This is a genomic window from Blastococcus sp. KM273129, from assembly GCF_021698995.1.
Taxonomy (GTDB): domain Bacteria; phylum Actinomycetota; class Actinomycetes; order Mycobacteriales; family Geodermatophilaceae; genus Blastococcus.
In genome coordinates this window covers 48,302-71,872 of sequence record NZ_SSXB01000011.1, presented here as the reverse complement: position 1 = coordinate 71,872, position 23,571 = coordinate 48,302, and the positions used below count along the sequence as shown (strand labels likewise).

General features: G+C 74.2%; 26 protein-coding genes. 19 read left to right on the top strand and 7 right to left on the bottom strand.

Annotated elements, in window-relative coordinates; translation table 11 throughout:
- The 3 genes from E9565_RS05340 to E9565_RS05330 all read left to right on the top strand — a co-directional run.
- The coding region (locus tag E9565_RS05340; protein ID WP_236834272.1) for a hypothetical protein at positions 1–1,169 on the top strand (1,169 nt) is incomplete at its 5' end.
- Between the two features lie 148 nt (positions 1,170–1,317).
- Positions 1,318–2,763 (top strand): esterase, encoded by a 1,446-nt coding sequence (locus tag E9565_RS05335; protein ID WP_236834274.1) that lies wholly within the window; start codon positions 1,318–1,320, stop codon positions 2,761–2,763.
- 257 nt (positions 2,764–3,020) lie between these two features.
- Positions 3,021–4,271 carry an MFS transporter gene (locus E9565_RS05330; RefSeq protein ID WP_236827439.1) on the top strand — a complete coding sequence of 417 codons (1,251 nt, stop codon included), beginning with the start codon at positions 3,021–3,023 and terminating at the stop codon, positions 4,269–4,271.
- A gap of 40 nt (positions 4,272–4,311) precedes the next feature.
- Here the strand turns inward: E9565_RS05330 and E9565_RS22325 are convergent, their stop codons facing one another.
- The gene (locus tag E9565_RS22325) at positions 4,312–4,446 is read right to left on the bottom strand and encodes a hypothetical protein (protein ID WP_255715819.1); all 135 of its coding nucleotides are present in this window, start codon (positions 4,444–4,446) and stop codon (positions 4,312–4,314) included.
- Positions 4,447–4,669: 223 nt separating this feature from the next.
- On the opposite strand from E9565_RS22325, the gene E9565_RS05325 reads away from it, so the two are divergent.
- The gene (locus tag E9565_RS05325) at positions 4,670–5,548 is read left to right on the top strand and encodes an SDR family oxidoreductase (protein WP_236834271.1); all 879 of its coding nucleotides are present in this window, start codon (positions 4,670–4,672) and stop codon (positions 5,546–5,548) included.
- A gap of 94 nt (positions 5,549–5,642) precedes the next feature.
- On the top strand, positions 5,643–6,155 hold the full coding sequence (locus tag E9565_RS05320; RefSeq protein WP_236833535.1) for a GtrA family protein: 513 nt from the start codon (positions 5,643–5,645) through the stop codon (positions 6,153–6,155).
- Here E9565_RS05320 and codB read toward each other — a convergent pair.
- The 4 genes from codB to E9565_RS05300 form a co-directional block, all read right to left on the bottom strand.
- The gene (codB, locus tag E9565_RS05315) at positions 6,139–7,467 is read right to left on the bottom strand and encodes a cytosine permease (protein ID WP_236834270.1); all 1,329 of its coding nucleotides are present in this window, start codon (positions 7,465–7,467) and stop codon (positions 6,139–6,141) included. The two genes, E9565_RS05320 and codB, sit on opposite strands and share 17 nt — an antisense overlap.
- Complete coding sequence (locus E9565_RS05310; protein WP_236827435.1) at positions 7,464–7,955, bottom strand: nucleoside deaminase; 492 nt, start codon at positions 7,953–7,955, stop codon at positions 7,464–7,466. Before E9565_RS05310 ends, codB begins: the two co-directional genes overlap by 4 nt.
- Positions 7,956–8,119: 164 nt before the next feature.
- Positions 8,120–8,332, bottom strand: a complete 213-nt coding sequence (locus E9565_RS05305; RefSeq protein WP_236827434.1) for a hypothetical protein — start codon at positions 8,330–8,332, stop codon at positions 8,120–8,122.
- A gap of 158 nt (positions 8,333–8,490) precedes the next feature.
- Positions 8,491–10,074 carry a helicase HerA-like domain-containing protein gene (locus E9565_RS05300; protein WP_236834269.1) on the bottom strand — a complete coding sequence of 528 codons (1,584 nt, stop codon included), beginning with the start codon at positions 10,072–10,074 and terminating at the stop codon, positions 8,491–8,493.
- A gap of 133 nt (positions 10,075–10,207) precedes the next feature.
- Here E9565_RS05300 and E9565_RS05295 point away from each other — a divergent pair, with 133 nt between their 5' ends.
- The 9 genes from E9565_RS05295 to E9565_RS05255 all read left to right on the top strand — a co-directional run bounded on the left by E9565_RS05295 (position 10,208) and on the right by E9565_RS05255 (position 17,390).
- A complete protein-coding gene (locus E9565_RS05295; RefSeq protein ID WP_236827432.1) occupies positions 10,208–10,714 on the top strand; it encodes an OsmC family protein in 507 nt (168 codons plus the stop codon).
- Positions 10,715–10,864: 150 nt separating this feature from the next.
- Positions 10,865–12,085 carry a CpaF family protein gene (locus E9565_RS05290; RefSeq protein ID WP_236827431.1) on the top strand — a complete coding sequence of 407 codons (1,221 nt, stop codon included), beginning with the start codon at positions 10,865–10,867 and terminating at the stop codon, positions 12,083–12,085.
- Positions 12,082–12,945 carry a type II secretion system F family protein gene (locus E9565_RS05285; protein WP_236834268.1) on the top strand — a complete coding sequence of 288 codons (864 nt, stop codon included), beginning with the start codon at positions 12,082–12,084 and terminating at the stop codon, positions 12,943–12,945. The genes E9565_RS05290 and E9565_RS05285 overlap by 4 nt, the downstream gene beginning before the upstream one ends.
- Positions 12,942–13,883 (top strand): type II secretion system F family protein, encoded by a 942-nt coding sequence (locus tag E9565_RS05280; RefSeq protein WP_236827429.1) that lies wholly within the window; start codon positions 12,942–12,944, stop codon positions 13,881–13,883. The genes E9565_RS05285 and E9565_RS05280 overlap by 4 nt, the downstream gene beginning before the upstream one ends.
- 29 nt (positions 13,884–13,912) lie before the next feature.
- Positions 13,913–14,119, top strand: coding sequence for a hypothetical protein (locus tag E9565_RS05275; RefSeq protein ID WP_236827428.1), 207 nt, complete (start codon positions 13,913–13,915; stop codon positions 14,117–14,119).
- On the top strand, positions 14,109–14,522 hold the full coding sequence (locus tag E9565_RS05270; protein WP_236827427.1) for a TadE family protein: 414 nt from the start codon (positions 14,109–14,111) through the stop codon (positions 14,520–14,522). Before E9565_RS05275 ends, E9565_RS05270 begins: the two co-directional genes overlap by 11 nt.
- Entirely contained in the window at positions 14,519–14,986 is a 468-nt protein-coding gene (locus E9565_RS05265) for a hypothetical protein (protein WP_236827426.1), read from the top strand. Before E9565_RS05270 ends, E9565_RS05265 begins: the two co-directional genes overlap by 4 nt.
- Before the next feature lie 101 nt (positions 14,987–15,087).
- Positions 15,088–16,980, top strand: a complete 1,893-nt coding sequence (locus E9565_RS05260) for a hypothetical protein (protein ID WP_236834267.1) — start codon at positions 15,088–15,090, stop codon at positions 16,978–16,980.
- Between the two features lie 209 nt (positions 16,981–17,189).
- Positions 17,190–17,390, top strand: coding sequence for a hypothetical protein (locus E9565_RS05255; protein ID WP_236827424.1), 201 nt, complete (start codon positions 17,190–17,192; stop codon positions 17,388–17,390).
- A 78-nt stretch (positions 17,391–17,468) separates the two neighbouring features.
- Here the strand turns inward: E9565_RS05255 and E9565_RS05250 are convergent, their stop codons facing one another.
- A complete protein-coding gene (locus tag E9565_RS05250; RefSeq protein ID WP_236827423.1) occupies positions 17,469–17,705 on the bottom strand; it encodes a hypothetical protein in 237 nt (78 codons plus the stop codon).
- Between the two features lie 67 nt (positions 17,706–17,772).
- On the opposite strand from E9565_RS05250, the gene cutA reads away from it, so the two are divergent.
- From cutA to E9565_RS05235, 3 genes are all read left to right on the top strand, one after another.
- Positions 17,773–18,099 carry a divalent-cation tolerance protein CutA gene (gene cutA, locus E9565_RS05245; RefSeq protein ID WP_236827422.1) on the top strand — a complete coding sequence of 109 codons (327 nt, stop codon included), beginning with the start codon at positions 17,773–17,775 and terminating at the stop codon, positions 18,097–18,099.
- Between the two features lie 120 nt (positions 18,100–18,219).
- Positions 18,220–19,977 (top strand): EAL domain-containing protein, encoded by a 1,758-nt coding sequence (locus tag E9565_RS05240; protein WP_236834266.1) that lies wholly within the window; start codon positions 18,220–18,222, stop codon positions 19,975–19,977.
- Between the two features lie 212 nt (positions 19,978–20,189).
- Positions 20,190–21,212, top strand: a complete 1,023-nt coding sequence (locus tag E9565_RS05235; protein ID WP_236834265.1) for a lipase family protein — start codon at positions 20,190–20,192, stop codon at positions 21,210–21,212.
- 12 nt (positions 21,213–21,224) lie between these two features.
- Here E9565_RS05235 and E9565_RS05230 read toward each other — a convergent pair whose 3' ends face one another.
- On the bottom strand, positions 21,225–21,515 hold the full coding sequence (locus E9565_RS05230; protein ID WP_236827419.1) for a DUF6343 family protein: 291 nt from the start codon (positions 21,513–21,515) through the stop codon (positions 21,225–21,227).
- Positions 21,516–21,561: 46 nt separating this feature from the next.
- Between E9565_RS05230 and prfB the strand changes: the two genes are divergently transcribed.
- Together prfB and ftsE are read left to right on the top strand one after the other, a co-directional pair.
- Positions 21,562–22,671, top strand: a complete 1,110-nt coding sequence (gene prfB / locus E9565_RS05225; protein WP_236827418.1) for a peptide chain release factor 2 — start codon at positions 21,562–21,564, stop codon at positions 22,669–22,671.
- Positions 22,672–22,855: 184 nt separating this feature from the next.
- Positions 22,856–23,545 (top strand): cell division ATP-binding protein FtsE, encoded by a 690-nt coding sequence (gene ftsE / locus E9565_RS05220; RefSeq protein WP_236827417.1) that lies wholly within the window; start codon positions 22,856–22,858, stop codon positions 23,543–23,545.
- Positions 23,546–23,571: the final 26 nt, after the last annotated feature.

The following is a 23,571-nucleotide window of genomic DNA, read 5'->3' as shown; positions in this document are numbered from 1 at the left end:
GGGCGGGGGGCGCCGGGCGCGGCCTTCCTCCGGCCTTGGCCTCGCCGCGGGTCAGCGGTGACCAGGGATCGACGGTGAACCGGGACCTGCACGACCTGCAGGGCGTGCTCGGTCAGGCGCAGGGCAAGGGGCTGCTCTCCCCGCAGGAGGCGCAGCAGGCCTACGGGCAGGCGGTCGCCGGCGCCTACGGGCCCGAACTCCAGCAGGTGGACACCCGCTACGTGCCTGCCGCGGTGACCAAGCAGCAGCTCATCGGGCTGGTCGGGGAGCAGACGCTGTTCAACGCGCTGGCCGCCGACGGCCTGGTCGTGTTCCACGACTGGACCAAGCACGTGGCCGGCAACGGCATCGACCTGGTGGCCTTCCACCCGTCGTCGGGCGAGGTGTGGCTGCTCGACAACAAGGCGCAGCTGCGGGGGATCAGCGCGGCCGGGGCCCTCACCGGTCCCCAGTTCGAGGGCAACCTCGCCGCCGTCCGTGCGTGGCTGGCCGGCCCGGGCCCCAAGGACACGGCGGCGGCGCAGAAGGCGATCGCCGCGATCGACGCCAAGAAGTTCCGCAAGGTGGTGTCCAACGGGTTCGCCGGCGCGGCGACCACGTTCACCAAGAGCCTGTTCGAGAGCGCCGCCGTGGAGGTCTACGACCTGCGGATCAGCCCGCGGCTGCCCGCGGGGGCCCCGCGGCTGTTCACCGACCACGCGGCCTGGAAGGCGGCCTTCTCCTCCGTGCCCAAGGGGATCGGCCGGATCGCCGGTCACGGTGGCGCTGTCTTCGACGGCGCGCTGCTCGTGCTCGCCCTCGCCGGGGCCACCGCCTACGCCGTCCGCGACGCCGAGAACATCGCGAAGTCGCTCGGCGACGTGGTCCTGCAGACCGGCTTCGACCTCGTCCTCAGCCGCCTCCCCGGCGGGTTCTTCGCCGGTCTGGTGGTGGGGTTGGAGACCGACAACCCGCAGGCGCTGCGGGCGCTGCGCATCGACGAGCTGTGCCAGACGCTGCCGGGCTACGACGCCTGGACCGATGCGGAGCGGGCGGCCGTCGCGAAGGTCGTCGGCGAACTCCTCGACGACCCGCTGGTGGTGGAGGTGCCCCGGGTGCCGGTGAAGGTCGACCCGCTGCCGTTCTTCGATGCCGACCGGTGGCTGGGGCGCTCCCCGCACGAGGCCTGACGGGCCGTCGGGCTCGCACCCCGTCGTCGCCACCTGCGCCGGTCGCCCCGTTCCGAGACCCGGCTATCCGGTTCACCCGGCCGTGGGGTAGACAGGGGCGCCCCAGTGACGCGCAGCACAGTGCCGACGAAGGAGTCGCATCTTGTCCGTGCACCGCAACCGGTTGGTCCCGCTCGCCCTCGCCGCAGGCGTCGGCCTCGGGACGTTCACCCTCGGGGGCCCGGCCCTCGCCGCCCCCCAGTCGTCGAACCCGGACTGGCAGCCGGTCCAGCAGTCCCCCAAGGAGCCCGTCTACAACCTCCGCTGGACGATCGCCGACCCGCGGTACGACTACGTGAACGGGGAGCAGGGCGCGGAGTTCGTGCCGCTCACCGACGAGGCCGGCAACCCGATCAGCAAGGTGCTCTACGGCACCGACCGCGGCTCGGCCTACCGCATCGAGGTGCCGCTGGACTGGAACGGCGACGTCGTCTTCTGGGAGCACGGCTACCGCGGCACCGGCACCACCGTCTACGTCAGCGACCCGAGCTACGACCTGCGGCGCACCTACATCGAGAACGGCTTCGCCTGGGCGGCGTCGTCCTACGGCGAGAACCGGTACGACATCGAGGCCGGCGCGCTGGCCACCGAGCGGCTGGCGCAGGTCTTCGACGCGCGCGTCGGGAAGGCCGACCAGCGCTACCTGCAGGGCGTCTCGATGGGCGGGCACGTCATCGGCACGCTCCTCGAGCGCGACCGCGGGGTGGAGTGGGACGGCGCGGCGCCGATGTGCGGGGTCATGGGCGACTACGAGCTCTACGACTTCTTCCTCGACTACAACCTGCTGGCGCAGACGCTCTCCGGGGTGGACGCCTACCCGTTCCCCTCGCAGGCGGAGTACTTCTCGCAGGCGGTGCCGCAGTTCAAGGCCGCGCTGGGCACCCCGACCACGGCGACCCCGGTGTACTCGGGCCTCACCGAGGAGGGCGAGGTCTTCCGCGACAACATCACGGCGATCACCGGCGGCGAGCGCCCCGGTGACGACGAGGCCTTCGGCTACTGGGAGGGTCAGAACTTCGTCTACGCCGTCGTGACCAACGACCCGGCCGGCACCGAGGGCGTGCTGCCGGGCGCGGTGTGGACGAACGCCGACCAGGACTACCCGGTCGACCACACCTTCGAGGACGGCACCACGCTCGACCAGCGCATCGAGCGGGTGGCCCCGGCGCCCAAGACCCGGAGCACCTACCAGGCGGTCCCGGTCCCCGCGATCACCGGCGACATCGACGTCCCGGTGCTCTCCTCGCACACCCTCGGCGACTACTACGTGCCGTTCTCGATGGAGCAGTACTACGCCCGCGACGTCGCCGCCCAGGGCAACGCGGACCTGCTCGTCCAGCGGCCGATCCGGGCCGCCGGGCACTGCGAGTACACCCCCGAGGAGGCCGCGTCCCAGTTCCTCGACCTGGTCGACTGGGTGGAGAACGGCGTGAAGCCGGCCGGCGCCTCGGTGCTCGACCCCGAGGTCGTCGCCGACCCCGACTACGGGTGCGAGTTCACCACCCCCGTGCGCACCGGCACCCGCGTCTTCTACGACGAGTGCCCGACGCCGTGACGTAGCGCGTCCCCGCACGACCTGAGGGCCCTCCTCCCCGCCCGGGGAGGAGGGCCCTCGCCCGTCCGGGGGGCCGGCAGTGCTGTTCCGGGTGGGCGGCGCCGGCGCCGTCGCCCACCGGGATGCATCTCCCGGCGGTTCCGGTGCCCGCTGGACCGCAGCGAGGCGAATGCCGGCGGGCAGCAGACCGCCCACCCCCGGCCGCGCGCCGACCCCGGGTGAGCGGCGTCCGGCGGCGCTGCCTAGATTGCCTGGCAGTGGACGGCGGAGGAGAACCGGAGCCCGGGCCCGCCGCACCCCGCCCGTCCCGGCGGCTGGTCACCGACCCGGTCTTCGGGCCCTACTGGGCCGGCAAGCTGCTGGCCAACGTCGGCATCTGGATCCAGAACATCGCCAGCGCCGCGCTGGTCTGGCAGCTCACCGCGTCGGCGTTCCTCGTCGGGCTGGTGAGCTTCGCGCAGTTCGTGCCGCAGCTCGTGCTGACCCCGCTGAGCGGCGCGATGGCCGACCGCGGCAGCCCGCGCCGGCAGATCCTGCTCGGACGGACGCTGTGCACGCTGGGGGCGGCGATCCTCTCCGGCTGGGTGCTGCTGACCCCTGACGTCTCCGACGTGCCGCCGTGGGTGGTCATGGTCACCGCGCTGGTGGTCGGGCTCGGCTTCTCCGTCGGCGGGCCGGCGATGCAGGCGCTGCTGCCGTCGCTCGTCCGGCCGGGCGAGGTGGCCCGGGCCGTGGCGCTGGACAACCTCACCTTCTCGGTGGGCCGGGCGGTGGGGCCGGCGGTGGGTGGCGTGGTGGCCGCCACCGCCGGCTACGGCGTCGCCTTCGCGCTCGCCGCCGTCGGCCACCTGGTCTTCCTCGTCGCGGTGTTCCGGCTGCGCACGCCGGGCGCGGCCACCGCCCCCGGGCCGCGGCTGTCGGTCATCGCCGGGGTGCGGTACCTGCGCACCGACCCGGTGGTGGGCGTCCTGCTGCTCGGCGTGACCGCGGTGGGCGTCGGCGCCGACCCGGCGGTGACCCTGGGCCCCTCGCTGGCCGACGTCCTCGGCGGCGGCCCGGAGCTCGTCGGCGTGCTGGCGTCGGCCTTCGGTGCGGGCGCGTTCCTCGGGTTCTTCGCCCAGGTGGCGCTGGTCCGCTGGCTGGACCACGCGCAACTGGCCACGGCCGGGCTGGTGCTGCTGGCCGGCTCGGCGGTGGGGCTCGCGGCGAGCTGGAACGTGCCGGCGGCCGTCGTCGCGTTTGTCGTGGGCGGCGTCGGGCTGACGCTGGCGATGAACGGCATCACGACGCTGCTCTACGACCGGGTGCCGCGGGAGTACATCGGCCGGATCATGGCGCTCTGGCTGATGGGCTTCGTCGGCTCCCGACCGCTGGCCGCCGCGCTCAACGGTGCGCTGGCCGACCTGCTCACGGTCGGTGCCGCGCTGGTGGTGACGGCGGTCGTCGTGCTGGGCGCGGCCGTGGTGTGCCGCCCCTCGGTGCTGCGCCGCCCGGTGCCCGGGGGCTGACCGGGCGTGCTGCTCCGGCCCGGTGGGCCGGAGCAGCACGTCAGTGCTTCTTGCCGCGGGCGGCGATCTCCGGCGGTGGCGTCGGGGCGCCCTTCGCCTTGCGGTCGAGCCGCTTCTCCTTGATCGACTTGCCGCTGGCCTTGGTCATCGACTGTCGCGGGGACTTGTCACCCATGGTGCGCGCTCCCTCATCGGGAGCCTGGACGGCTCCGTGGGGCGACGCTACGCCCTGCCACGCGCTCCGACGCTGCGGCGCTCCACGCCGTCGCCGATCGCTCCCACCGCGCGTCTGCGGAGCGGGGGCTGGTCGATTCCCTGCGCGATCGCGAGGCTGTCCTCGGTGCACGTCGTCCAGGGCAGCGTGCGGTCGGGGGTGGGCCATGCAACGGGTCGCGATCGTGACCGGCGGTTCCTCGGGGATCGGCCGCGCGCTGGGCGCGGCGCTGGTGCGCCGCGGCGACCGCGTCGTCCTCACCGGGACGGACGGCGCGAGAGCGGCACGGGTCGCCGAGGAGCTCACCGGCGTGGGGCCGGGACGGGCCTCCGCGGCGGTGCTGGACGTGCGGGACGGGGCGGCGGTCGCGGGACTGGTGACCGGCACCGTCGAGCAGCAGGGCCGGCTGGACCTCCTGGTCAACAATGCCGGCGTCGGGATCGGCGGTCCGGTCGAGGACCTCGCCCTGGCGCACTGGGACCGTGCCATCGACGTCAACCTGAGGGGCGTGGTCCACGGGGTGCACGCCGCCTACCCGGTGATGCTCCGGCAGGGGTCCGGGCACATCGTCAACGTCGCCTCCGTGGCCGGCCTGCTGCCGAACCCCGGGTTCACGCCGTACGCGTCGACGAAGTGGGGGGTGGTCGGGCTCTCGCTGTCGTTACGTGGTGAGGCCGCTGCCCACGGCGTCCGCGTGAGCGTGGTCTGCCCCGGTGGGGTGGACACCCCGATGCTGGACAAGGGCATGCCGTCGGACCTGCCCCGGGTGCCGGCGGTGGAGGCCGCCGACGTCCGTGCGGTGATCACCGAGCTCAGCGGGGGGCGTCTCTACAGCGCCGACGCCCTGGCCGCCGACGTGCTGCGCGGTGTCGAGCGCAACCGGGCGATCATCGTCGCGCCCCGGCAGGCCCGGATCGCGTGGCGGCTCATGCGCCTCTCGCCCTCGCTGCTGGTGCGCTTCGCTGCCGCGACGACGCCCCTCCGCGACGCGGGGACCGGATCGACCGACGGCACGGGCACCGCCGCGCCGGGCCATCTGTCACGGAGAGACGGCGCCGGCTGAGCCAGCGGGGCACGGTCATCAGGGTGCCGGGATCAGGGTCCGGCCAGGGTCCTCCCCGATGTGCCGGGAGGGCCTCGTCGCGAATGCTCGAGGCATGACAGCGGCGGTCCTCGTGCGTCCTCCGGCTCCCTCGGTGGCCACCGGCATCGAGGTCCGCCCCGCGCCGGTCGCCGGGTGGCTGCGGAGCGACCGGACGCCGGCGCAGTTCGCCCGGTTCGTGCTCGTCGGCGGCTCGGCCAACCTCGTCTACCTGGGGCTCTTCCTGCTCCTGGCCGGCCTGGGTGACCAGGCGGCCAACCTCGGGGGCGTCGTCGTCTCGACCGCCGTCGCCAACGAACTGCACCGGCGGCTGACCTTCCGGGCCGCCGACCGCGCCGGTTGGGCGACGGCGCAGTGGGCCGGCGGCGGGCTGGCGCTCGCGGGGCTGGCGACCACCAGCCTGGCGCTGGCCGCGTTCGAACCGTGGACCGCGTCGGCCGGCCCGATGGGGGCGGTGGCGGTGGTGTGGACGGTGACCGCGGTGGTGGGGGTCGCCCGGTTCGTGGGGCTGCGGTGGGCGGTCGGTGGCGGAGCCGACCGGGCCCGCGCCGTCACCGCCGGGTGCTGAGGCCGTCCCCGGACGTCGCGGGCTGGATCGCCGGGCGCCGTCCCCACTGGACGGCGACGACCGCCGCGACCGCGACGACGACGCCGACGACCGGCGGGATGAACCAGCCCGCCTCGTTGCTCCACCAGGCGGCGAACGCGGCGACGACGTAGGCGCCGAGGTTGCGCCACTCGAACGCGGGGAGCGTCGACGCCGCCGGCATCCCGCTCCGCCACCGGGCGATGAAGTCGCCGATGACGACGCCGCCCAGCGGCGGGATGAGGATGCCCAGCCAGACCAGGTACTCGATGAGGTTGTCGTAGATGCCGGTGATCGCCAGCAGCGTGCCCAGGACGACGCCGCCGATGACGAACGGCTTCTTCGACCGGGAGTTGGCGATCTCCGCGCCGGCGACGCCGAAGTTGTAGGCGGTGTTGTCGTTGGTGGTCCACAGGTTGGCGACCAGGAACACCAGCCCCCAGCCGACCAGCCCGAGCTGGTAGAGGACGAGCACGAAGTCGCCCTCGCCGAAGGAGATCGCGCCGATCGCGCCGAACCCGAGCATGAGCAGCTCGCCGATGAGGAAGGCGACGACGCAGGCCCAGAAGCCGGCCGACGGCGTCCTCGCGAACCGGGTCCAGTTCGGTGCCTGGGTGCCGCCGGAGGCGAAGGTGCCGACGACGATGGTGACCGCGGCGGCGATCGTCATGGTCGACGCGGGCTCGACGGCGGTCAGGCCGCTCCACCCGCCGACCTCCTCCAGCGACCGCCAGGTCACCCAGCCGGCGAGCACCAGCAGCAGCGGCACGGAGACCACCGACAGGGCGTACATGCCCTTGTAGCCGTAGTAGGCGGTGACGCCCATGATCGCGCCGCCGGCGACCATGAGCGCGATCTCGGTGCCCCGGCCCGACCAGTCCAGCGCGCTCGCGGTGAGCCCGGCCAGCGTCGCGACCGTGACGCCGTACCAGCCGACCTGCGTGCCGCCGAGCAGCAGCGAGGCGAACTTGGCGCCCGTGGTGCCGAGCGAGTAGCGGCACATCATCACGGTGGTCAGCCCGGTGCGGGCGCCGATGCCGCCGATGGCGGCGACGTACACGCCGAGGACGGCGCTGCCGAGCAGCAGCACCCAGATCAGCGTGCCCACCTCGAAGGCGGCCCCGATCTGGGCGCCGGCGAGCATCGTCGGCGTGAAGAAGGTGAAGCCCAGCAGCACGATCGCCAGGGAGAACAGCGACTTGCGGGCGTGCCGGGGGACCGGGTCGATCGGGTAGTCGGGGTCGACCTCGGCCACCGGCGCGACGTCGTCCCGACTGCTCGTGCTGCTGCTCATCTGCCGGCCTCCTGCTCTGACTTCTCGTCCTCGCCGATGTCCTCGTTCCACAGGCGCGGGTGCGCGGCGATGAACTCCGTCATCAGCTGCACGCACTCGGGGTCGTCGAGGACCAGCACCTCGACGCCGTTCTCGCGCAGCCAGTCGTGGCCGCCGGTGAAGGTGCGCGACTCACCCACGACGAGGCGGGAGATGCCGAACTGGCGCACCAGCCCGCTGCAGTACCAGCAGGGCGAGAGGGTGGTGACCATCGTCGTGCCGCGGTAGCTCGCCTGGCGCCCGGCGTTGCGGAAGGCGTCGGTCTCCCCGTGCACCGACGGGTCGTCGTCCTGCACGCGGCGGTTGTGCCCGCGGCCGAGGACCGTGCCGTCCGGCCCGATCAGCGCACCGCCGATCGGGATGCCGCCCTCGGCCAGCCCGGCCCGCGCCTCCTCGATCGCAACCGCCAGCCACTCCCGGGCCGTCTGCTCGTCCAATGGGACCGCCATGCCCCGCTCACCCCGTTCCGGTCGGCGTGGTGCCGAACCTTGGCAGGGACGATGCCTCCCGTCCATGACCTGCTCGTTCCCGTCAGGTCACGACTGCGCATCGGTCGGCCCCACCGGAGCGGGTGGTCGACGCCGGGACGGCGCCACCTCGGGGCCCGCAAGCATCACCCGGCGACGCGCGTGCACTCCTCGCACCGGCCGGCACCGGGCACCGTCGCCCAGTCCTCCTCGGCCCGGACGCTCACCAGGACGCCGCACAGGGACTGGTCGAGACCGTCGACGACCGGCCGTGCGACGGCATGGGTGAGGTGCCCGGCACCGGGGCCGTGGGCCGCCGAGGCGGCGTAGGAGCTCGTCGCACGAAGTGTCGCCGTCATGCGCGGAAGCGTGCCGGAGCCACATGACGATCTGACTGAGACCGTGCGGTGATCCCGTGATGATCCGGCGCACCGACGGCCATCCCGGGCGGTCGCCGCGCGTGCGGTCCGACGAGGCGCCGTGCACCTGACCGGGCTGACGCGGGCGGTCCCCCCGGTCAGCGTCGGCGCCGTCGCGTGCCGAACAGCCCGCGGGTGATCTCGCGTCCGAGCGCGGAGGCCGCCGACCGGGCGAACGAGCGGAAGACCGGGGACTCCAGCACCCGGCTCAACCCGCTCTCCTCCGGCACGGCGTCCGGGGCCGGTCGCCGGCGCGGCGCCGGCCGCTCCGCGGCCTCCGGGAGGTCCCGGTCGGGCTCGGCCGGTGGTGGGGCGACGCGAGCGGCGAGCCGCTCGTAGGCGGAGTCGCGGTCGACCGGCTGCCCGTACTTCTGCTGGAGCGGCGATCCCTGCACCGCCTGCGCCATCGCGGCCGGCTCGATCGGCGCCATGAGCGAGCGCGGGGCCCGGAGCATCGTCCAGGCGACCGGGGTGGGCGTGCCCCGGTCGGACAGCACGGTCACCGCCGCCTCGCCGATCCCGAGGCCGGTGAGCAGCTCCTCGAGGTCGTAGTCCGCCGTCCTGGGGAAGGTGGAGACCGTCTTCCGCAGCGCCGTCGCGTCCTCCGGGGTGAAGGTCCGCAGCGCGTGCTGCACCCGGTTGCCGAGCTGACCGAGCACGGCGCTGGGCACGTCGGTCGGGTTCTGCGTGACGAAGAAGATCCCGACGCCCTTCGAGCGGATCAGCCGCACGGTCTGGGTGACCGACTCCAGGAACGCCTTGCTGGCGTTGCTGAACAGCAGGTGCGCCTCGTCGAAGAAGAAGACCAGCTTCGGCTCGTCGAGGTCGCCGACCTCGGGCAGCTCCTCGAACAGCTCGGCGAGCAGCCACATGAGGAAGGTGGAGAACAGCGCCGGCCGGTCCTGGACGGCGGCGAGCTCGACGGCGGTGATGACGCCGCGGCCGTCGTCGCCGGTGCGCATCAGGTCGGCCGGCTCGAACTCCGGCTCGCCGAAGAAGACGTCGCCGCCCAGCTCGGCCAGGGCGATCAGCTTGCGCAGGATGACCCCGGCGGTGGCGGAGGAGAGGCCGCCGAGGTTCTTCAGCTCCGGCTTGCCCTCGTCCGACAGCAGCCACTGGACGACCGCGCGCAGGTCCTGGAGGTCGAGCAGCGGGAGCCCGGCGGTGTCGGCGTAGTGGTAGATCAGCCCGAGCGAGCTCTCCTGGGTGTCGTTGAGGTCGAGGACCTTGGACAGCAGCAGCGGGCCGAAGTCGGTGAGGGTGCAGCGCACCGGCACACCCGTGCCGAGCCCGCCGAGCGCGAGGAACTCCACCGGGTACGCCGTGGCCTGCCACTGGTCGCCGGTCTGCGCGGCGCGCTGGGCGATCCGGTCGCCGGGCGTGCCACCGCGGGCGAGGCCGCTGAGGTCGCCCTTGATGTCGGCGACCACGACGGGCACGCCGGCCGCGGAGAGCTGCTCGGCCAGCAGTTGCAGCGTCTTGGTCTTCCCGGTGCCCGTCGCACCGGCGATCAGCCCGTGCCGGTTGAGCATGGCCAGGGGCACCCGCACGGCCGCCCCGGGGTGCGGCCGGCCGTCGTGGACCACCGAACCGAGCTCCACCGCGGGACCGGCGGTGGCGTACCCGGCCGCGATCCTCCCGGCCGCGTCCCCGGCGCCGGCTGCTGCGTCGTCCTCGCTCACGGCGCGGACGCTATCCCGGGGCACCGGTCGCGCGCCGTCCGGAGCCCGTTCCCCCGAGGTCTGGCGGAGCGCAGCAGCAGCCCTGACGATGGGTGCGCCGCCCGCGGGGGTCGGCCACGCCCCGGGAGGTCGGATGGACGCCGCGCGACTGCGCGAACTGCAGGCACCGCTCAAGCAGCGCTACCGCGACGACCCGCCGTCGGCGTGCGCGCAGATGGAGGCGCACGCCGAGTTCGCCGACCCGGGCATCACCTGCACGGTGCAGACCTGGTCGGGCCCGGCCCGTGCGGGCCTGCACCCGGCCACCGGTGGCGACGGCTCGGACGCCTGCTCGGGCGACATGCTGCTGCAGGCGCTGCTGGCCTGCACCGGCGTGACGATGCGGAGCGTGGCGACGGCGATGGGCGTGGAGATCCGGTCGGCGTCGCTCACGGCGCGCGCTGCCATGGACGCCCGCGGCACGCTGGGCGTCTCGCGGGAGGTGCCGGTCGGTCTCGGCCCGGTCACCGTGGACGCCGAGCTGGACACCGACGCCGACGACGCGACGCTGGCGAAGCTCGCCCAGCTCACGGAGCGGTACTGCGTGGTGGCGCAGTCGCTGGCCGCACCGCCGCAGCTCGCGGTGCGTCGCGCCGGCTGACGCCTCCGGCTCGCTGTCACCCGGGCGGGTGCTCCTGGCCCCGATCGGGCCGTGGTCTGTCCACAGATCGCCTGACGTCACCCCATCGGACCGGCCGGTTTCCCTAGAGTCCCCGCGATTCGACTGCTCGCGGCTCGACGGGGGATGGGCGTGCCGACTGCTCTGGACGTCGTGGACGGTGAGGTCCGCGAGCTGATCCGCCGGCGTGGGCTGGACCCGTTCACCGATCCGGGACCGGTGCGGCTGCTGGTGCGCGACGTCGTCGCCGACTACTCCGAGCGGTCGCTGACCTCGGCGCTGCCGCCGATCGGCGACGTCGAGTCCGTGGTGCGCGACGTGCTGGACCGGGTGGCCGGGTTCGGGCCGTTGCAGCGCTACCTGGACGACCCCGAGGTGGAGGAGATCTGGGTCAACGAGCCCGGCCGGGTGTTCGTCGCCCGCAGCGGCCGCAGCGAGCTGACCACGACGATCCTGGCGCCGGGTGAGCTGGCCGACCTGGTGGAGCGGATGCTGCGCACCTCGGGTCGACGGATCGACATGTCGACCCCGTTCGTCGACGCGATGATGCCCGACGGCTCCCGGCTGCACGTGGTGATCCCGGACATCACCCGCCGGCACATGGCGGTCAACATCCGCAAGTTCGTGCTGCAGGCGCACTCGCTGGACGAGCTGGTCGCGCTGGGCACGCTGACCGCGCAGGCGGCCCGCTTCCTGGAGGCCGCGGTCGCCTCCGGGCTCAACATCCTGGTCTCCGGCGGCACCCAGGCCGGCAAGACGACGCTGCTCAACTGCCTCTGCGCCGCCGTCCCGGCCCGGGAGCGGGTGATCACCTGCGAGGAGGTCTTCGAGCTGCGGGTGCCGCTGCCCGACGTCGTCTCGATGCAGACCCGCCAGCCCAACCTCGAGGGTGCCGGGGAGATCCCGCTGCGCCGGCTGGTGAAGGAGGCGCTGCGGATGCGGCCCTCCCGCATCGTCGTCGGCGAGGTGCGCCAGGAGGAGTGCCTGGACCTGCTGATCGCGCTGAACTCCGGGCTGCCCGGCATGTGCACGCTGCACGCCAACAGCGCCCGCGAGGCCGTGGTGAAGATGTGCACGCTGCCGCTGCTGGCCGGCGAGAACATCGGGACGTCGTTCGTCGTCCCCACCGTCGCGGCCAGCGTCGACCTGGTCGTGCATGCGGGCACCGACGCCGACGGCCGCCGCCGGGTGCGGGAGATCGTCGCGCTGCCCGGCCGGGCCGAGGACGGCGTGGTGGAGATCGCCGACGTCTTCACCAGCCGCGACGGGCGGCTGGTGCGGGCCGACGGGTACCCGCCGCACCGCGAGCGGTTCGCCGCCGCCGGCTTCGACCTCGCCGGCCTGCTGGCATGACGCAGTCCGGCGCCCTGCTGGGGCTGCTGCTCGGCGTCGGCCTGCTGCTGATCTGGCGCAGCGGTCCCCGCGCGCCCCGGCCCCGCACCGACCCGCGCCGGCCGGGTCGCCGGCAGGAACTCCTGGCCGCCGCCGGGCTCACCGGCATCAACAGCGCCCAGCTGCTCGCCCTGCAGGTCGGGCTGGGGCTGCTGGCCACGGTCGTCGTCCTGGTCGGCACCGGCACGGTGACCGTCAGCCTGGCGTTCGGCCTGTTCGGCTTCCTGCTGCCGCACGTGCAGGTGCGCCGGCTGGCCGGCAAGCGCCGGGCGGACCTGCGCGAGGTGTGGCCGGAGGTCGTCGACAACCTCGCCTCGGCGGTGCGCGCAGGCCTCTCGCTGCCCGAGGCGCTGGGTGCGCTCTCGACCCGCGGGCCCGAGGTGCTGCGGCCGCCGTTCGCGCGGTTCGCCGCGGAGTACCGCTCCAGCGGCCGGTTCGGGCCGTGCCTGGACCGGCTCAAGGACGACCTCGCCGACCCGGTGGGCGACCGCATCGTGGAGACGCTGCGGGTGGCCCGGGAGGTCGGCGGCACCGACCTCGGCCGCGTGCTGCGCACCCTCTCGACCTTCCTGCGCGAGGACGCCCGGGCGCGGGCGGAGCTGGAGACGCGGCAGGGCTGGGTGGTCTCGGCCGCGCGCCTGGCCGTCGCCGCCCCGTGGGTCGTGCTCCTGCTGCTGGCCACCCAGTCGACGACGCTGGCCGCCTACGACTCGGCGCTGGGCGGCGTGATCCTGGTCAGCGGCGGCGCGGTGTGCCTGGTGGCCTACCGGCTGATGCTGCGCATCGGGCGGCTGCCCGAGGACGTGCGGGTGCTGCAGTGAGCGCCGCCGTCGTCGGGATGCTGCTCGGCCTGCTGGCCGCGACCGGGCTGGTCCTGGTGCTGACGTACGCGCCGCCGTTCCGGTCGGTGCGGCTGGTCGACCGGCTGGCGCCCTACGTGCACGACACCCCGCCGCCGTCCCGGCTGCTCGGCACCGCGACCGAGCCGGGCCTGCTCACGGCGGTGCGCCGCATCGCCGGGCCGTCGATCAGCGCCGGCGCCCGGGTGGCCGACCGGCTGATCGGCGGGCGGGCCGCGGTGCGCCGCCGGCTGGACGCCCTCGGCGGCGAGCTCGCCGTCGAGGACTTCCGCATCGAGCAGGTCGTCTGGGGCGGGCTCGGCCTGCTCGCGACGGCGCTGGTCGTGGCGGTCGGGTCGGTGGCCGCCGGGGACATCAACGTGCTCTCGGCCGGGCTGTTCTGCGTCGCAGGGCTGGTCGGCGGGGTGCTGGGTCGCGACTGGTGGCTCACCCAGCAGGTCAACCGGCGCGAGGAGCTGCTGCTCGCCGAGTTCCCGGTGGTCGCCGAGCTGCTGGCGCTCGCGGTGACGGCGGGGGAGAGCCCGACGGCCGCGATCGCTCGCGTCACCCGCCTGTCCGGCGGTGAGCTGGCCCGCGAGCTGGCCGCGGCACTCGGCCGGGCGCGGGCGGGCGTGCCGCTCACCGACGCGCTGCAGCTGGTGGCCGACCGGACCTCGCTGGAGCCGCTGGCCCGGTTCATCGACGGGCTGCTGGTGGCGATCGAGCGCGGCACCCCGCTGGCCGAGGTGCTGCGCGCCCAGGCCGCCGACGTCCGGGAGGCCGGCAAGCGCCGGCTGCTGGAGGCCGGCGGCCGGAAGGAGATCGCCATGATGGTGCCGGTCGTCTTCCTGGTGCTCCCGGTCACCGTTCTCTTCGCCCTGTTCCCGGGGTTGATCAGCATCGTCTCGCTGTCGCAGTGAGCAGCGGGCGAACGACAGGAAGGACGACGATGCGCGCACTCGCGTACCTCGACGCGGCGCTCACCTCGCTGGCGGACCGCCTGCGCGGGGAGGAGCCGGAGCGGGGCGACGTGCCCGGCTGGGTGATGGTGACGGTGATGACTGCGGCCCTGGTGCTGGCGATCCTGGCGGTGTTCCAGGAGGCGGTCGTCACCGCTGTGCAGAACGCGCTGAACTCCGTCACCGGTGCGGGCTGAAGCAGAGGCTCGGGGTCGCGACGGCGAGCGGGGCAGCGCCGTCGTCGACTTCGTCATGGTCTCGATGCTGATCATGACGCTGCTGCTGGCGGTGCTGCAGGTGGCGGTCTACGTGCACGTGCGCAACGTCGTCACGGCCAGCGCCCAGGAAGGTGCCCGGTACGCCGCCCACGCCGACGTCGCTTCCTCGGCGGGAGCCGGCCGGACGGTGGAGATCGTCGCGCGGGCGACGTCGGAGCAGACCGCGCGGGGGCTGGCGTGCACCTCGGGGGAGGAGCTCGACACCTCCGGGGCGACGCTGGTGGTGGTGCGCTGCTCGGGCTCGGTCCCCGCGCTGCTGGCGGTGCTGGGCAACCTGCTGCCGCTGGAGGTCACCGGCCGGGCGATGAAGGAGGCCGCGTGAGGTGGCTGCGCCGCCGGCTGGGCATGGTCGCCGGTGAGCGCGGGTCGGCGCTGGTGGAGTTCGTGTTCATCGCCCTGGTGGTGTTCGTACCGCTGGTCTACGTGGTGGCGGGGTTCTCGGCGGTGCAGCGCGGGGTGTTCGCCTCGCAGGCCGCCGCGCGGGAGGCCGGGCGGGCGATGGGCACCGCCCCGGACCCGGGAACCGGGCACGAGCGGGCGCTGCGAGCGGCGCAGCTGGCGGTGGCCGACCAGTCGGTGGACCTGGCCGACCTGCGGGTGGCCTACGCGCCGGCGGGCGCCGGCTGCGCGGCCGCGGGCGGCTGGTCGCCGTCGCTGGTGCCGGGGGAGGAGTTCTCCGTCTGCGTGACCGTCACGGTGCGCATCCCGCTGCTGCCGGAGTTCGTGGACGCCAACACCGCCACCGGCCAGTTCGTCGTCGAGCGCGACCGCTACGTCGACGGCTGACGGGGGCGGCCCTCGGGCTCTGGGGGCCGGGGCCAAGAGCCCTGTGCGGGGTGGCGGCGGGTGGTCACCATCGGTGTTGACCGCTCGAGGAGGTGGGCACCGTGCGCGCTGGGACCCGGTTGTCCGGGATGCTGGTCGTCCTGCTCACCGCCGCTCTGCTGGCGGTTCCCGCGCCGGCCGCAGCCGCGCCGTGCACCCAGACGGACCCGATCGACCGCCACCACTGCGAGCTCGGCGGCGCGGCCGGGTTCCTGGGTGAGCCGCTCGGGGAGGCGCGCACCGCGCCCGACGGCGTGGGCCGTTACCGCCACTTCGTGGGCGGGTCGGTGTACTGGTCGCCCGCGACGGGCGCGCACGAGGTGCACGGTCCGATCCGGGACAAGTGGTCGGCGCTGGGCTGGGAGCGGAGCCTCCTGGGGTACCCGGTGACCGACGGGGTGACCACGCCGGACGGGGTCGGCCGGTACAACCACTTCCAGGGCGGCTCGGTCTACTGGACCCCGACGACGGGCGCGCACGAGGTGCACGGCTCGATCCGCGTGCGTTGGGCCGAGCAGGGCTGGGAGCGGGGCCCCCTGGGTTACCCGCTCACCGATGAGCTCACGACGCCGGACGGGGTCGGCCGGTACACCCACTTCCAGGGCGGCTCGGTGTACTGGACCCCGGCGACCGGCGCGCGCCAGATCGGCGGGCCGATCCGGGACAGGTGGGCGGCGCTGGGGTGGGAACGCGGCCCGCTGGGTTACCCGCTCACCGATGAGCTCACGACGCCGGACGGGGTCGGCCGGTACAACCACTTCCAGGGCGGCTCGGTGTACTGGACCCCCGCGACCGGCGCGCGCCGGATCGGCGGGCCGATCCGGGACAGGTGGGCGGCGCTGGGCTGGGAGCGGGGCTTCCTGGGTTACCCGACCACCGACGAGTCGGGGACGCCGGACGGGGTCGGCCGGTACAACCACTTCCAGGACGGGTCGGTGTACTGGACCCCGGCGACCGGTGCGCACGAGGTGCACGGCTCGATCCGGGTGCGCTGGGCCGAGCAGGGCTGGGAGCGCGGCCCGCTCGGGTACCCGATCACCGACGAGTACGACGTCAACGGCGGCCGGCAGAGCGACTTCCAGCGCGGTTTCCTGCGGTGGACGGCGGCCACCGGGCAGGTCCGGACGGCGCTGCTGGCGCCCTACGACCAGTCCGGCACCTGGGTGACGCGGTTCCGCTTCAGCCGGGAGTTCGCCGGCGCCAACCCGCCGATCACCCCGGCGGCGGTGGACGCCATGGCCGACGCCGGGGTGGACACGATCTACCTGCAGGCCGCTGCCGACGACCCCCGGTACCCCGACCTGATCAGCGCCGACCTGCTGGGCCAGTTCCTCACCCGTGCCCACGCGCGCGGCCTGCAGGTCGTCGCCTGGTACCTGCCCCACCTGACCGACGTCGAGGCGGACCTCCGCCGGCTGCGCGCCATGATCGCGTTCCGCGCCTCGGGGCAGGCCTTCGACGCGGTGGCCGTCGACATCGAGGACCTCACGGTGACGGACGTCGACACCCGGAATGCGCGGTTGGTGGAGCTCTCCCGGCGGCTGCACGACGAGGCCCCCGGTGTGACGCTCGGGGCGATCGTGCTGCCCCCGGTGGTCACCGACGTCCTCAACACCAGCTACTGGCCGCGCTTCCCGTGGCGCCAGCTGGCCCCGTACTACCAGGTCTGGCTGCCCATGGCGTACTGGAGCAACCGGACGGCGGCGTCGGGCTGGCGGGACGCCTACCGCTACACCAGCGAGAACATCGCCCGGGTGCGCAGCAACCTCGGGGAGCCGTGCGCCGCGGTCTCCATCATCGGCGGGTACGGCCTGGACATCGGGGCCGGCGACTACGCCGCGATGGCCCGGGCGGCAGCCGACCAGGGGGCCGTGGGCGTCTCCGTCTTCGACTGGACGACGACCCCGCCCGCCTCCTGGCCGCCGCTGCGCGACTACGCCGTCCGCGGCTGCTGACGCTCCGGTCCGGTCTGACGGCTCACGGCGGGGGCCGGATCGTGGGTCGGTCCCGCGCCCGTGTGACGGTCACGCGGGCCCTGCGGCCCGGCGGACCGGGACCCTCGGCCCTCGTGCACGGGCCAGGCCCGGAGCAGCCTGGGACCGGGTCCGGAGAGGACCCGTCGGGGCGCCGCCCGGCACCCGTCCGTCCTGCCCAGGGAGCGGTCATGACCGTCCACGCACACCACCCCGGCGTCGTCCCGCCGACCGCCCAGGAGCCGTCGCCGGCCGAGGCGCCTCCGCAGCGGCAGGCCGCGGAGGACCACGCCTGGCTGCTGGGTCTGGGCGTGCTCGCCACCGTGGTCCTGGTCTTCGCCGCCATGGTGGTGCTGACGATGCTCGCCGGCGGCGACGGCTACGTGCGGTGAGCCGCCGCCGCTGACCGGAGGTCGGGCGCGGTGCGGCGGAGCACCGCCGCACCGCCCGGGAGCCTGCCGGCCGCGCGGTCAGGCCCCCCGCTCGACCTCGGCCTGCACCACGCCCCGGACCGCGCGGAGCAGTGACTCGTCGGAGGTGTCCCCGTTCGACAGGGCGGTGCGGGCCTGGTCGTCCAGCAGGCTGCCGTCCACCGACTCGAGCCAGGTCACGTCGCCCCCGACGCGGCGCCCGACCCGCAGGCCCCCGCCCTCGGGCTGCACCACGTAGTCGTCGCCGTCCAGCTTGATCGTCATCTCGTCGCTCATGCCGGTGCCCCTACCCGCGTCGGCCCCGGTTCCACGCAGGGCGTCGTCCCGCGGGCAGGATCCGGGCATGGACGAGGAGTTCTGCGAGGTCGTGGTCACCGCCGCGGACGCCGACTGGCTGGCCGGCTGCACCCGCACGCTGGTCGAGGAGCGCCTGGCCGCCTGCGGGCAGCACGTCGCCCCGATCCGGTCGGTGTACCGATGGCAGGGTGCGGTGCACGACGAGCCGGAGGCGCGCGTCGCCCTGCACACCCGCCGCGACCTGGTGCCCCTGGTCGTGGCGCGCACCCGCGAGCTGCACCCCTACGAGGTGCCGTGCGTCATCGCCCTCCCCCTGGTCGGTGGCAACCCCGACTACCTGCGCTGGATCGACGAGGAGACGCGCCGCCCCTGACCGGCTGGTTGCCACCTCACCTTTCCCGGGTAGTGCGGCGGGGTCGGCTCGTGCCGCGGGCCGGTCCTGCCGATGGTGACGGGTGACGGCGGAGGGTGCGCCGCGACCGGCGGAGGGGATGTGACGTCGACACCTGGCGAGCGGGAGCTGCCGCTCGACGTGCGCCGCAGCACGGGGCCCTCGGGCCGGGATGCCGCCCTCGTGGAGGCAGTGCTCGACGCCCTCGCCTCGCCGACCGTGCTGCTCGACCCCGACGGCCGGGTCGTCCTGGCCAACTCCGCGTGGACCGCGGCGGGAGTCGAGCGGCAGGCGCCGATCCTCCCGGGCGGGGACTACCACGCGCTCGCCCTGGCGCTGCGGGACGACGACGACGCCCGCCGGCTGGTGCGGGAGCTGCGGGAGCTCGCGGCCGGCGAACGCGCCGAGGTGTCGGTCGACCGCTGCCTGCCCGACCCCACCGGCACGGCGACCAGCTGGTTCCACGTGCAGGCCTCGCGGGTCGACCAGGTGGGCCACGTCGTGGTCACGCACGCCGACATCACCGCCCGCGTGCTGGCGGAGAAGGCCTCGGCCTGGCAGGCCCGCCACGACTCGCTCACCGAGCTGCCCAACCGCACCCACCTGCACGAGCTCATCGACGCCGAGCTGTGCCGCCCCGGCCACCCCGCCGTCGCCGTGCTGTTCCTCGATGTCGACGGCTTCAAGGACGTCAACGACTCGCTCGGCCACGAGGTGGGCGACGAGCTGCTGCGCCAGCTGGCGGGGCGGCTGCTCGCCGTCACCCGCGGGCAGGACACCGTGGGCCGGCTCGGTGGCGACGAGTTCGTCGTCCTCTCCCGGGACTGCGAGGCCGACGGTGCCGAGCTGCTGGCGCAGCGCTGCCAGGCCACCTTCGAGCAGCCCTTCGACCTGGGCGGCCGCACGCACCGGCTCAGCGCCAGCATCGGCATCGCCGCGGTGCCGGCCGGCGAGCGCGCCGTGGTGCGCTCGACCGACCTCGTCCGGGACGCCGACCTGGCGATGTACGCCGCGAAGGCCGCCGGCCGCAACCGGGTGCGGGTGTTCAGCCCCGAGCTGCGGGACAGCGTGCAGCGCAAGGTGCAGCTCGCCTCCGAGCTCCGGGACGCGATCGCCGACGGCGGGCTCTCGCTGGACTACCAGCCGATCGTCGAGGTGGCGACGGGGCGGGTCACCGGCGTCGAGGCGCTCGTCCGCTGGCGGCACCCCGAGCGCGGGTGGATCGGGCCGTGCGAGTTCGTGCCGGTGGCCGAGCAGCACGACCTCGTCGTGCCGCTGACCCGCTGGGTGCTGGGGGAGGCCTGCCGGCAGACGGCCGCGTGGCGGGACGACGGCGTCGAGGTGGTCACCGGCGTCAACGTCAGCGCCGTGCACCTGGCCACGGGCACGCTCGTCGACGACGTCCTCACCGCGCTGCAGGGGGCGGGCCTCGACGCCCGCCAGCTGGTCGTGGAGCTGACCGAGACCAGCGCCGCCGAGGACCCGGCCCGGGCGGCGCAGCAGTTCCGGCGGTTGCGCGAGCTGGGGGTGGAGTCCTCCATCGACGACTTCGGCAGCGGCTTCTCCTCGCTGGGTCAGCTGGTCGCCATCCCCGCGGGCGTGCTCAAGATCGACCGGAGCCTGGTCACCGGTGCCGACGCCGCCGCGGGCGCCGCGATCGCCGCGGTGGTCGGGCTCGCGCGGGGGTGCGGCATGCGCAGCCTGGCCGAGGGCGTGGAGACGGCCGCCCAGCTGCAGCGGGTCGTCGACCTGGGCTGCTGGTACGCGCAGGGGCTCCACCTGGCCCGGCCGATGCCGGCGGGGGAGTTCCTCGCGTGGGTGCGTGCCCAGGGCGGGCAGCTGGACCTCGCCACGGGCTGAGCCGGCAGCGGGACCCTTCCGGGCGCCCTGACCGCCCGCGGGTCGAGCCGGGCCAGGGTGCCCCGAGCCGCGTCCGCACGCGGCTGGAGGTTGCCCGGACCGGCCGGAGCCGTGCTGCCCGCCGTGGCGGTGACCACAACCCCCGGGGCCCTTCGTCGTTGTGCCCCCCGAGCGGGCGCGCACGTGCACGCCCCGACGCGAGAGAGGCCCCGATGAAGAGGCTGCTGACCGCCCTGACCGCCGCGCTGACCGCCGTCGTGCTGACCGGCGGCACCGCCGCGGCCGCGCCGGCCCCGTCGACGGGGGAGTACGCCCCGCTGGACCAGCGCGGCCCGGCGCTCTCGGTGCCGCAGGCCAATCTGCGGGCGAGCCTGACCTGCAACGGCTCGCTGCGCGGGCTGCGGCAGGACCCGGTCCTGCTCGTGCCGGGGACGACGATGGACCCCTACGTCGGCTTCGACTGGAACTACATGCGGGCCTTCGACCAGCTCGGCCGGCGCTGGTGCGCGGTGACCCTGCCTCTCGACGCCACCGGCGACATCCAGGTGGCCGGCGAGTACCTCGTGCACGCCATCCGCACGATGAGCCAGCAGGCGCGCCGCGACGTCGACGTCGTCGGCTGGAGCCAGGGCGGGATGGTGCCGCGCTGGGCGCTGCGCTTCTGGCCCGACACCCGGGCGCTGGTCGACGACCTCGTGGGGCTGTCCCCGTCCAACCACGGCACCGTGCTGGCCGACGCCTCCTGCGGCACCGGCCCCTGCACCCCGGCCAACCACCAGCAGGCGTCGCAGTCGGAGTTCCTCCGCGCGCTCAACAGCGGGGCGGAGACCTTCGCCGGCGTCGACTACACGGTCGCCTACACCGCCGCCGACGAGATCGTCGTCCCGAACACCCCGCCGGTGGCCAGTTCGGCGCTGCGCACCGGCGAGGGACGGATCGCCAACATCGCCACCCAGGAGGTGTGCCCGGCCAACGTCGCCGACCACTTCGCGATCGGCAGCTACGACCCCGTGGGCTACGCGATCGTGGTCGACGCGCTCACCCACGACGGGCCGGCCGTGCGCGGCCGCATCCCCCTCACCACCTGCGCGCAGGTCTTCCACCCCGGGGTGGACCCGGCCACCTTCACGGCCGACCACGCCGCGTTCGTCGGGTACGCGGTGGACGGCGAGGGCGACGCGGCGGAGGTGGACGACGAACCGGCGCTCGCGCCGTACGTGCGCGCCCGCCGCTGAGCCGACGGGTGCTCAGCCGGGCTCGCCGCGCGCCTTGCGGCGCAGCACCACCACCAGGTCGACCGCCGCGACGGCGGCGAGCACGAGCAGGACGATCCCCGGCCAGGTCGGGAGGTCGGCCACGGCCAGCCAGCCCAGCCCGGCGAGCAGGCAGAACACGAGGCCGAACCCCGCCAGGACCGCGCGCAGGGTGAGGGCCGAGCGGGCCGGCGGCGCCCCCGCGAAGCCGGCCGTGGGGTCGTGGTGGTCGGGCAGGCCGCGGGCGTAGTCCTCCCGCGAGCGGCGCCGGTCGGGGTCGGTCATGGCACACCTGCCTACCCGCGGCCGGGGCGCACTACCCTGGCTTGACGTGGCCGCTGACTTCTCCGTCGTCCTGGACGAGCTCGACACGACCTTGAAGTCCATCGAGGCCGTCCTCGACGTCGACCGACTCCGCCGGGAGGTGGCCGAGCTCGAGCTGCAGGCCGCCGCACCGGACCTGTGGGACGACGTCGAGGCCGCGCAGGCGCTCACCTCCAAGCTCTCCTACATGCAGGGCGACCTGCGCCGGGTCGAGGAGCTGCGCGGACGCCTGGAGGACGTCGGCCTGCTGCACGAGATGGCCGCCGAGGAGGGCGACGAGGCGACCGCCGCCGAGGCCGAGCAGGAGCTGGCCGCCCTGCGCAAGGCGATCGACGAGCTGGAGGTCCGCACCCTGCTCTCCGGCGAGTACGACAGCCGCGAGGCGCTGGTGACCATCCGGTCCGAGGCGGGGGGCGTCGACGCCGCCGACTTCGCCGAGATGCTCATGCGCATGTACCTGCGCTGGGCCGAGCGGCACAAGTACCCCACCGAGGTCCTCGACATCAGCTACGCGGAGGAGGCCGGCATCAAGTCGGCCACCTTCTCGGTCAAGGTGCCCTACGCCTACGGCACGCTCTCGGTCGAGCAGGGCACCCACCGGCTGGTGCGCATCTCGCCGTTCGACAACCAGGGCCGCCGGCAGACGTCCTTCGCCGGCGTCGAGGTGCTGCCCGTCGTCGAGCAGACCGACCACGTCGACATCCCCGAGAACGAGATCCGGGTCGACGTCTTCCGCTCGTCGGGCCCCGGCGGGCAGAGCGTGAACACCACCGACTCGGCCGTCCGGATGACGCACATCCCCACCGGCATCGTCGTCTCCTGCCAGAACGAGAAGAGCCAGATCCAGAACCGCGCCGCAGCCCTGCGCGTGCTGCAGGCCCGGCTGCTCGTCGTCCGCCAGCAGGAGCAGAAGGCGGAGATGGACGCGCTCAAGGGCGAGGGGAGCAGCTGGGGCAACCAGATGCGCTCCTACGTGCTGCACCCCTACCAGATGGTCAAGGACCTGCGCACCGAGCAGGAGACCGGCAACACCACCGCGGTGCTCGACGGCGACATCGACGCCTTCATCGAGGCCGGCATCCGGTGGCGCCGCCAGCAGGAGGCCACCGCGGCCTGATCCGGCTGGCCTCCCCGGCTGTCGGCGAGGTCACGTTTGCGCCCGGATCCGGCCCGGTCGACACCGTGCGTCACCGCCGTCCACGGGTTTCCCGGGGCTGCGGTGACGCAGGGCGAGAACGACTCCCGGCAGTTCTGCGGCGAACGGGCCGTACGGGCAGCCGGGACTAGTACCGTGGCGCCTCGTGATCGAACTGCAACACGTCACCAAGCTGTACCCGGCCAGCGGCCGGCCGGCCCTCGACGACGTCTCCACCGAGATCGAGAAGGGCGAGTTCGTCTTCCTCATCGGGTCGTCGGGGTCGGGCAAGTCCACCTTCCTGCGGCTGCTGCTGAAGGAGGAGGACCCGACGTCGGGCACGATCACGGTCAACGGTCAGACGCTGAACACCCTCAGCAAGTGGAAGGTGCCCAAGCTGCGCCGCACCATGGGCTGCGTCTTCCAGGACTTCCGCCTGCTGCGCAACCGCACGGTGGCGCAGAACGTCGCCTTCGCGCTCGAGGTCATCAACAAGCCGCACCGCACGATCAAGCGGGTCGTGCCGGAGGTGCTGGAGATGGTCGGCCTCGAGGGCAAGGCGAACCGGCTGCCCGGCGAGCTCTCCGGTGGTGAGCAGCAGCGGGTCGCGATCGCCCGTGCGTTCGTCAACCGGCCGCTGGTGCTGCTCGCCGACGAGCCGACCGGCAACCTCGACCCGGAGACCAGCGAGGGCATCATGCTGCTGCTCGAGCGGATCAACCGGACCGGCACCACGGTGCTCATGGCGACGCACGACTACCACATCGTCGACTCCATGCGGCGCCGCGTCATCGAGCTCAACGGGGGAGTCCTCACCCGCGACCAGTCGCGCGGTGTCTACGGCGTGGGCCGCTAGCCGCGCCCGCCGCACCACCGACGACC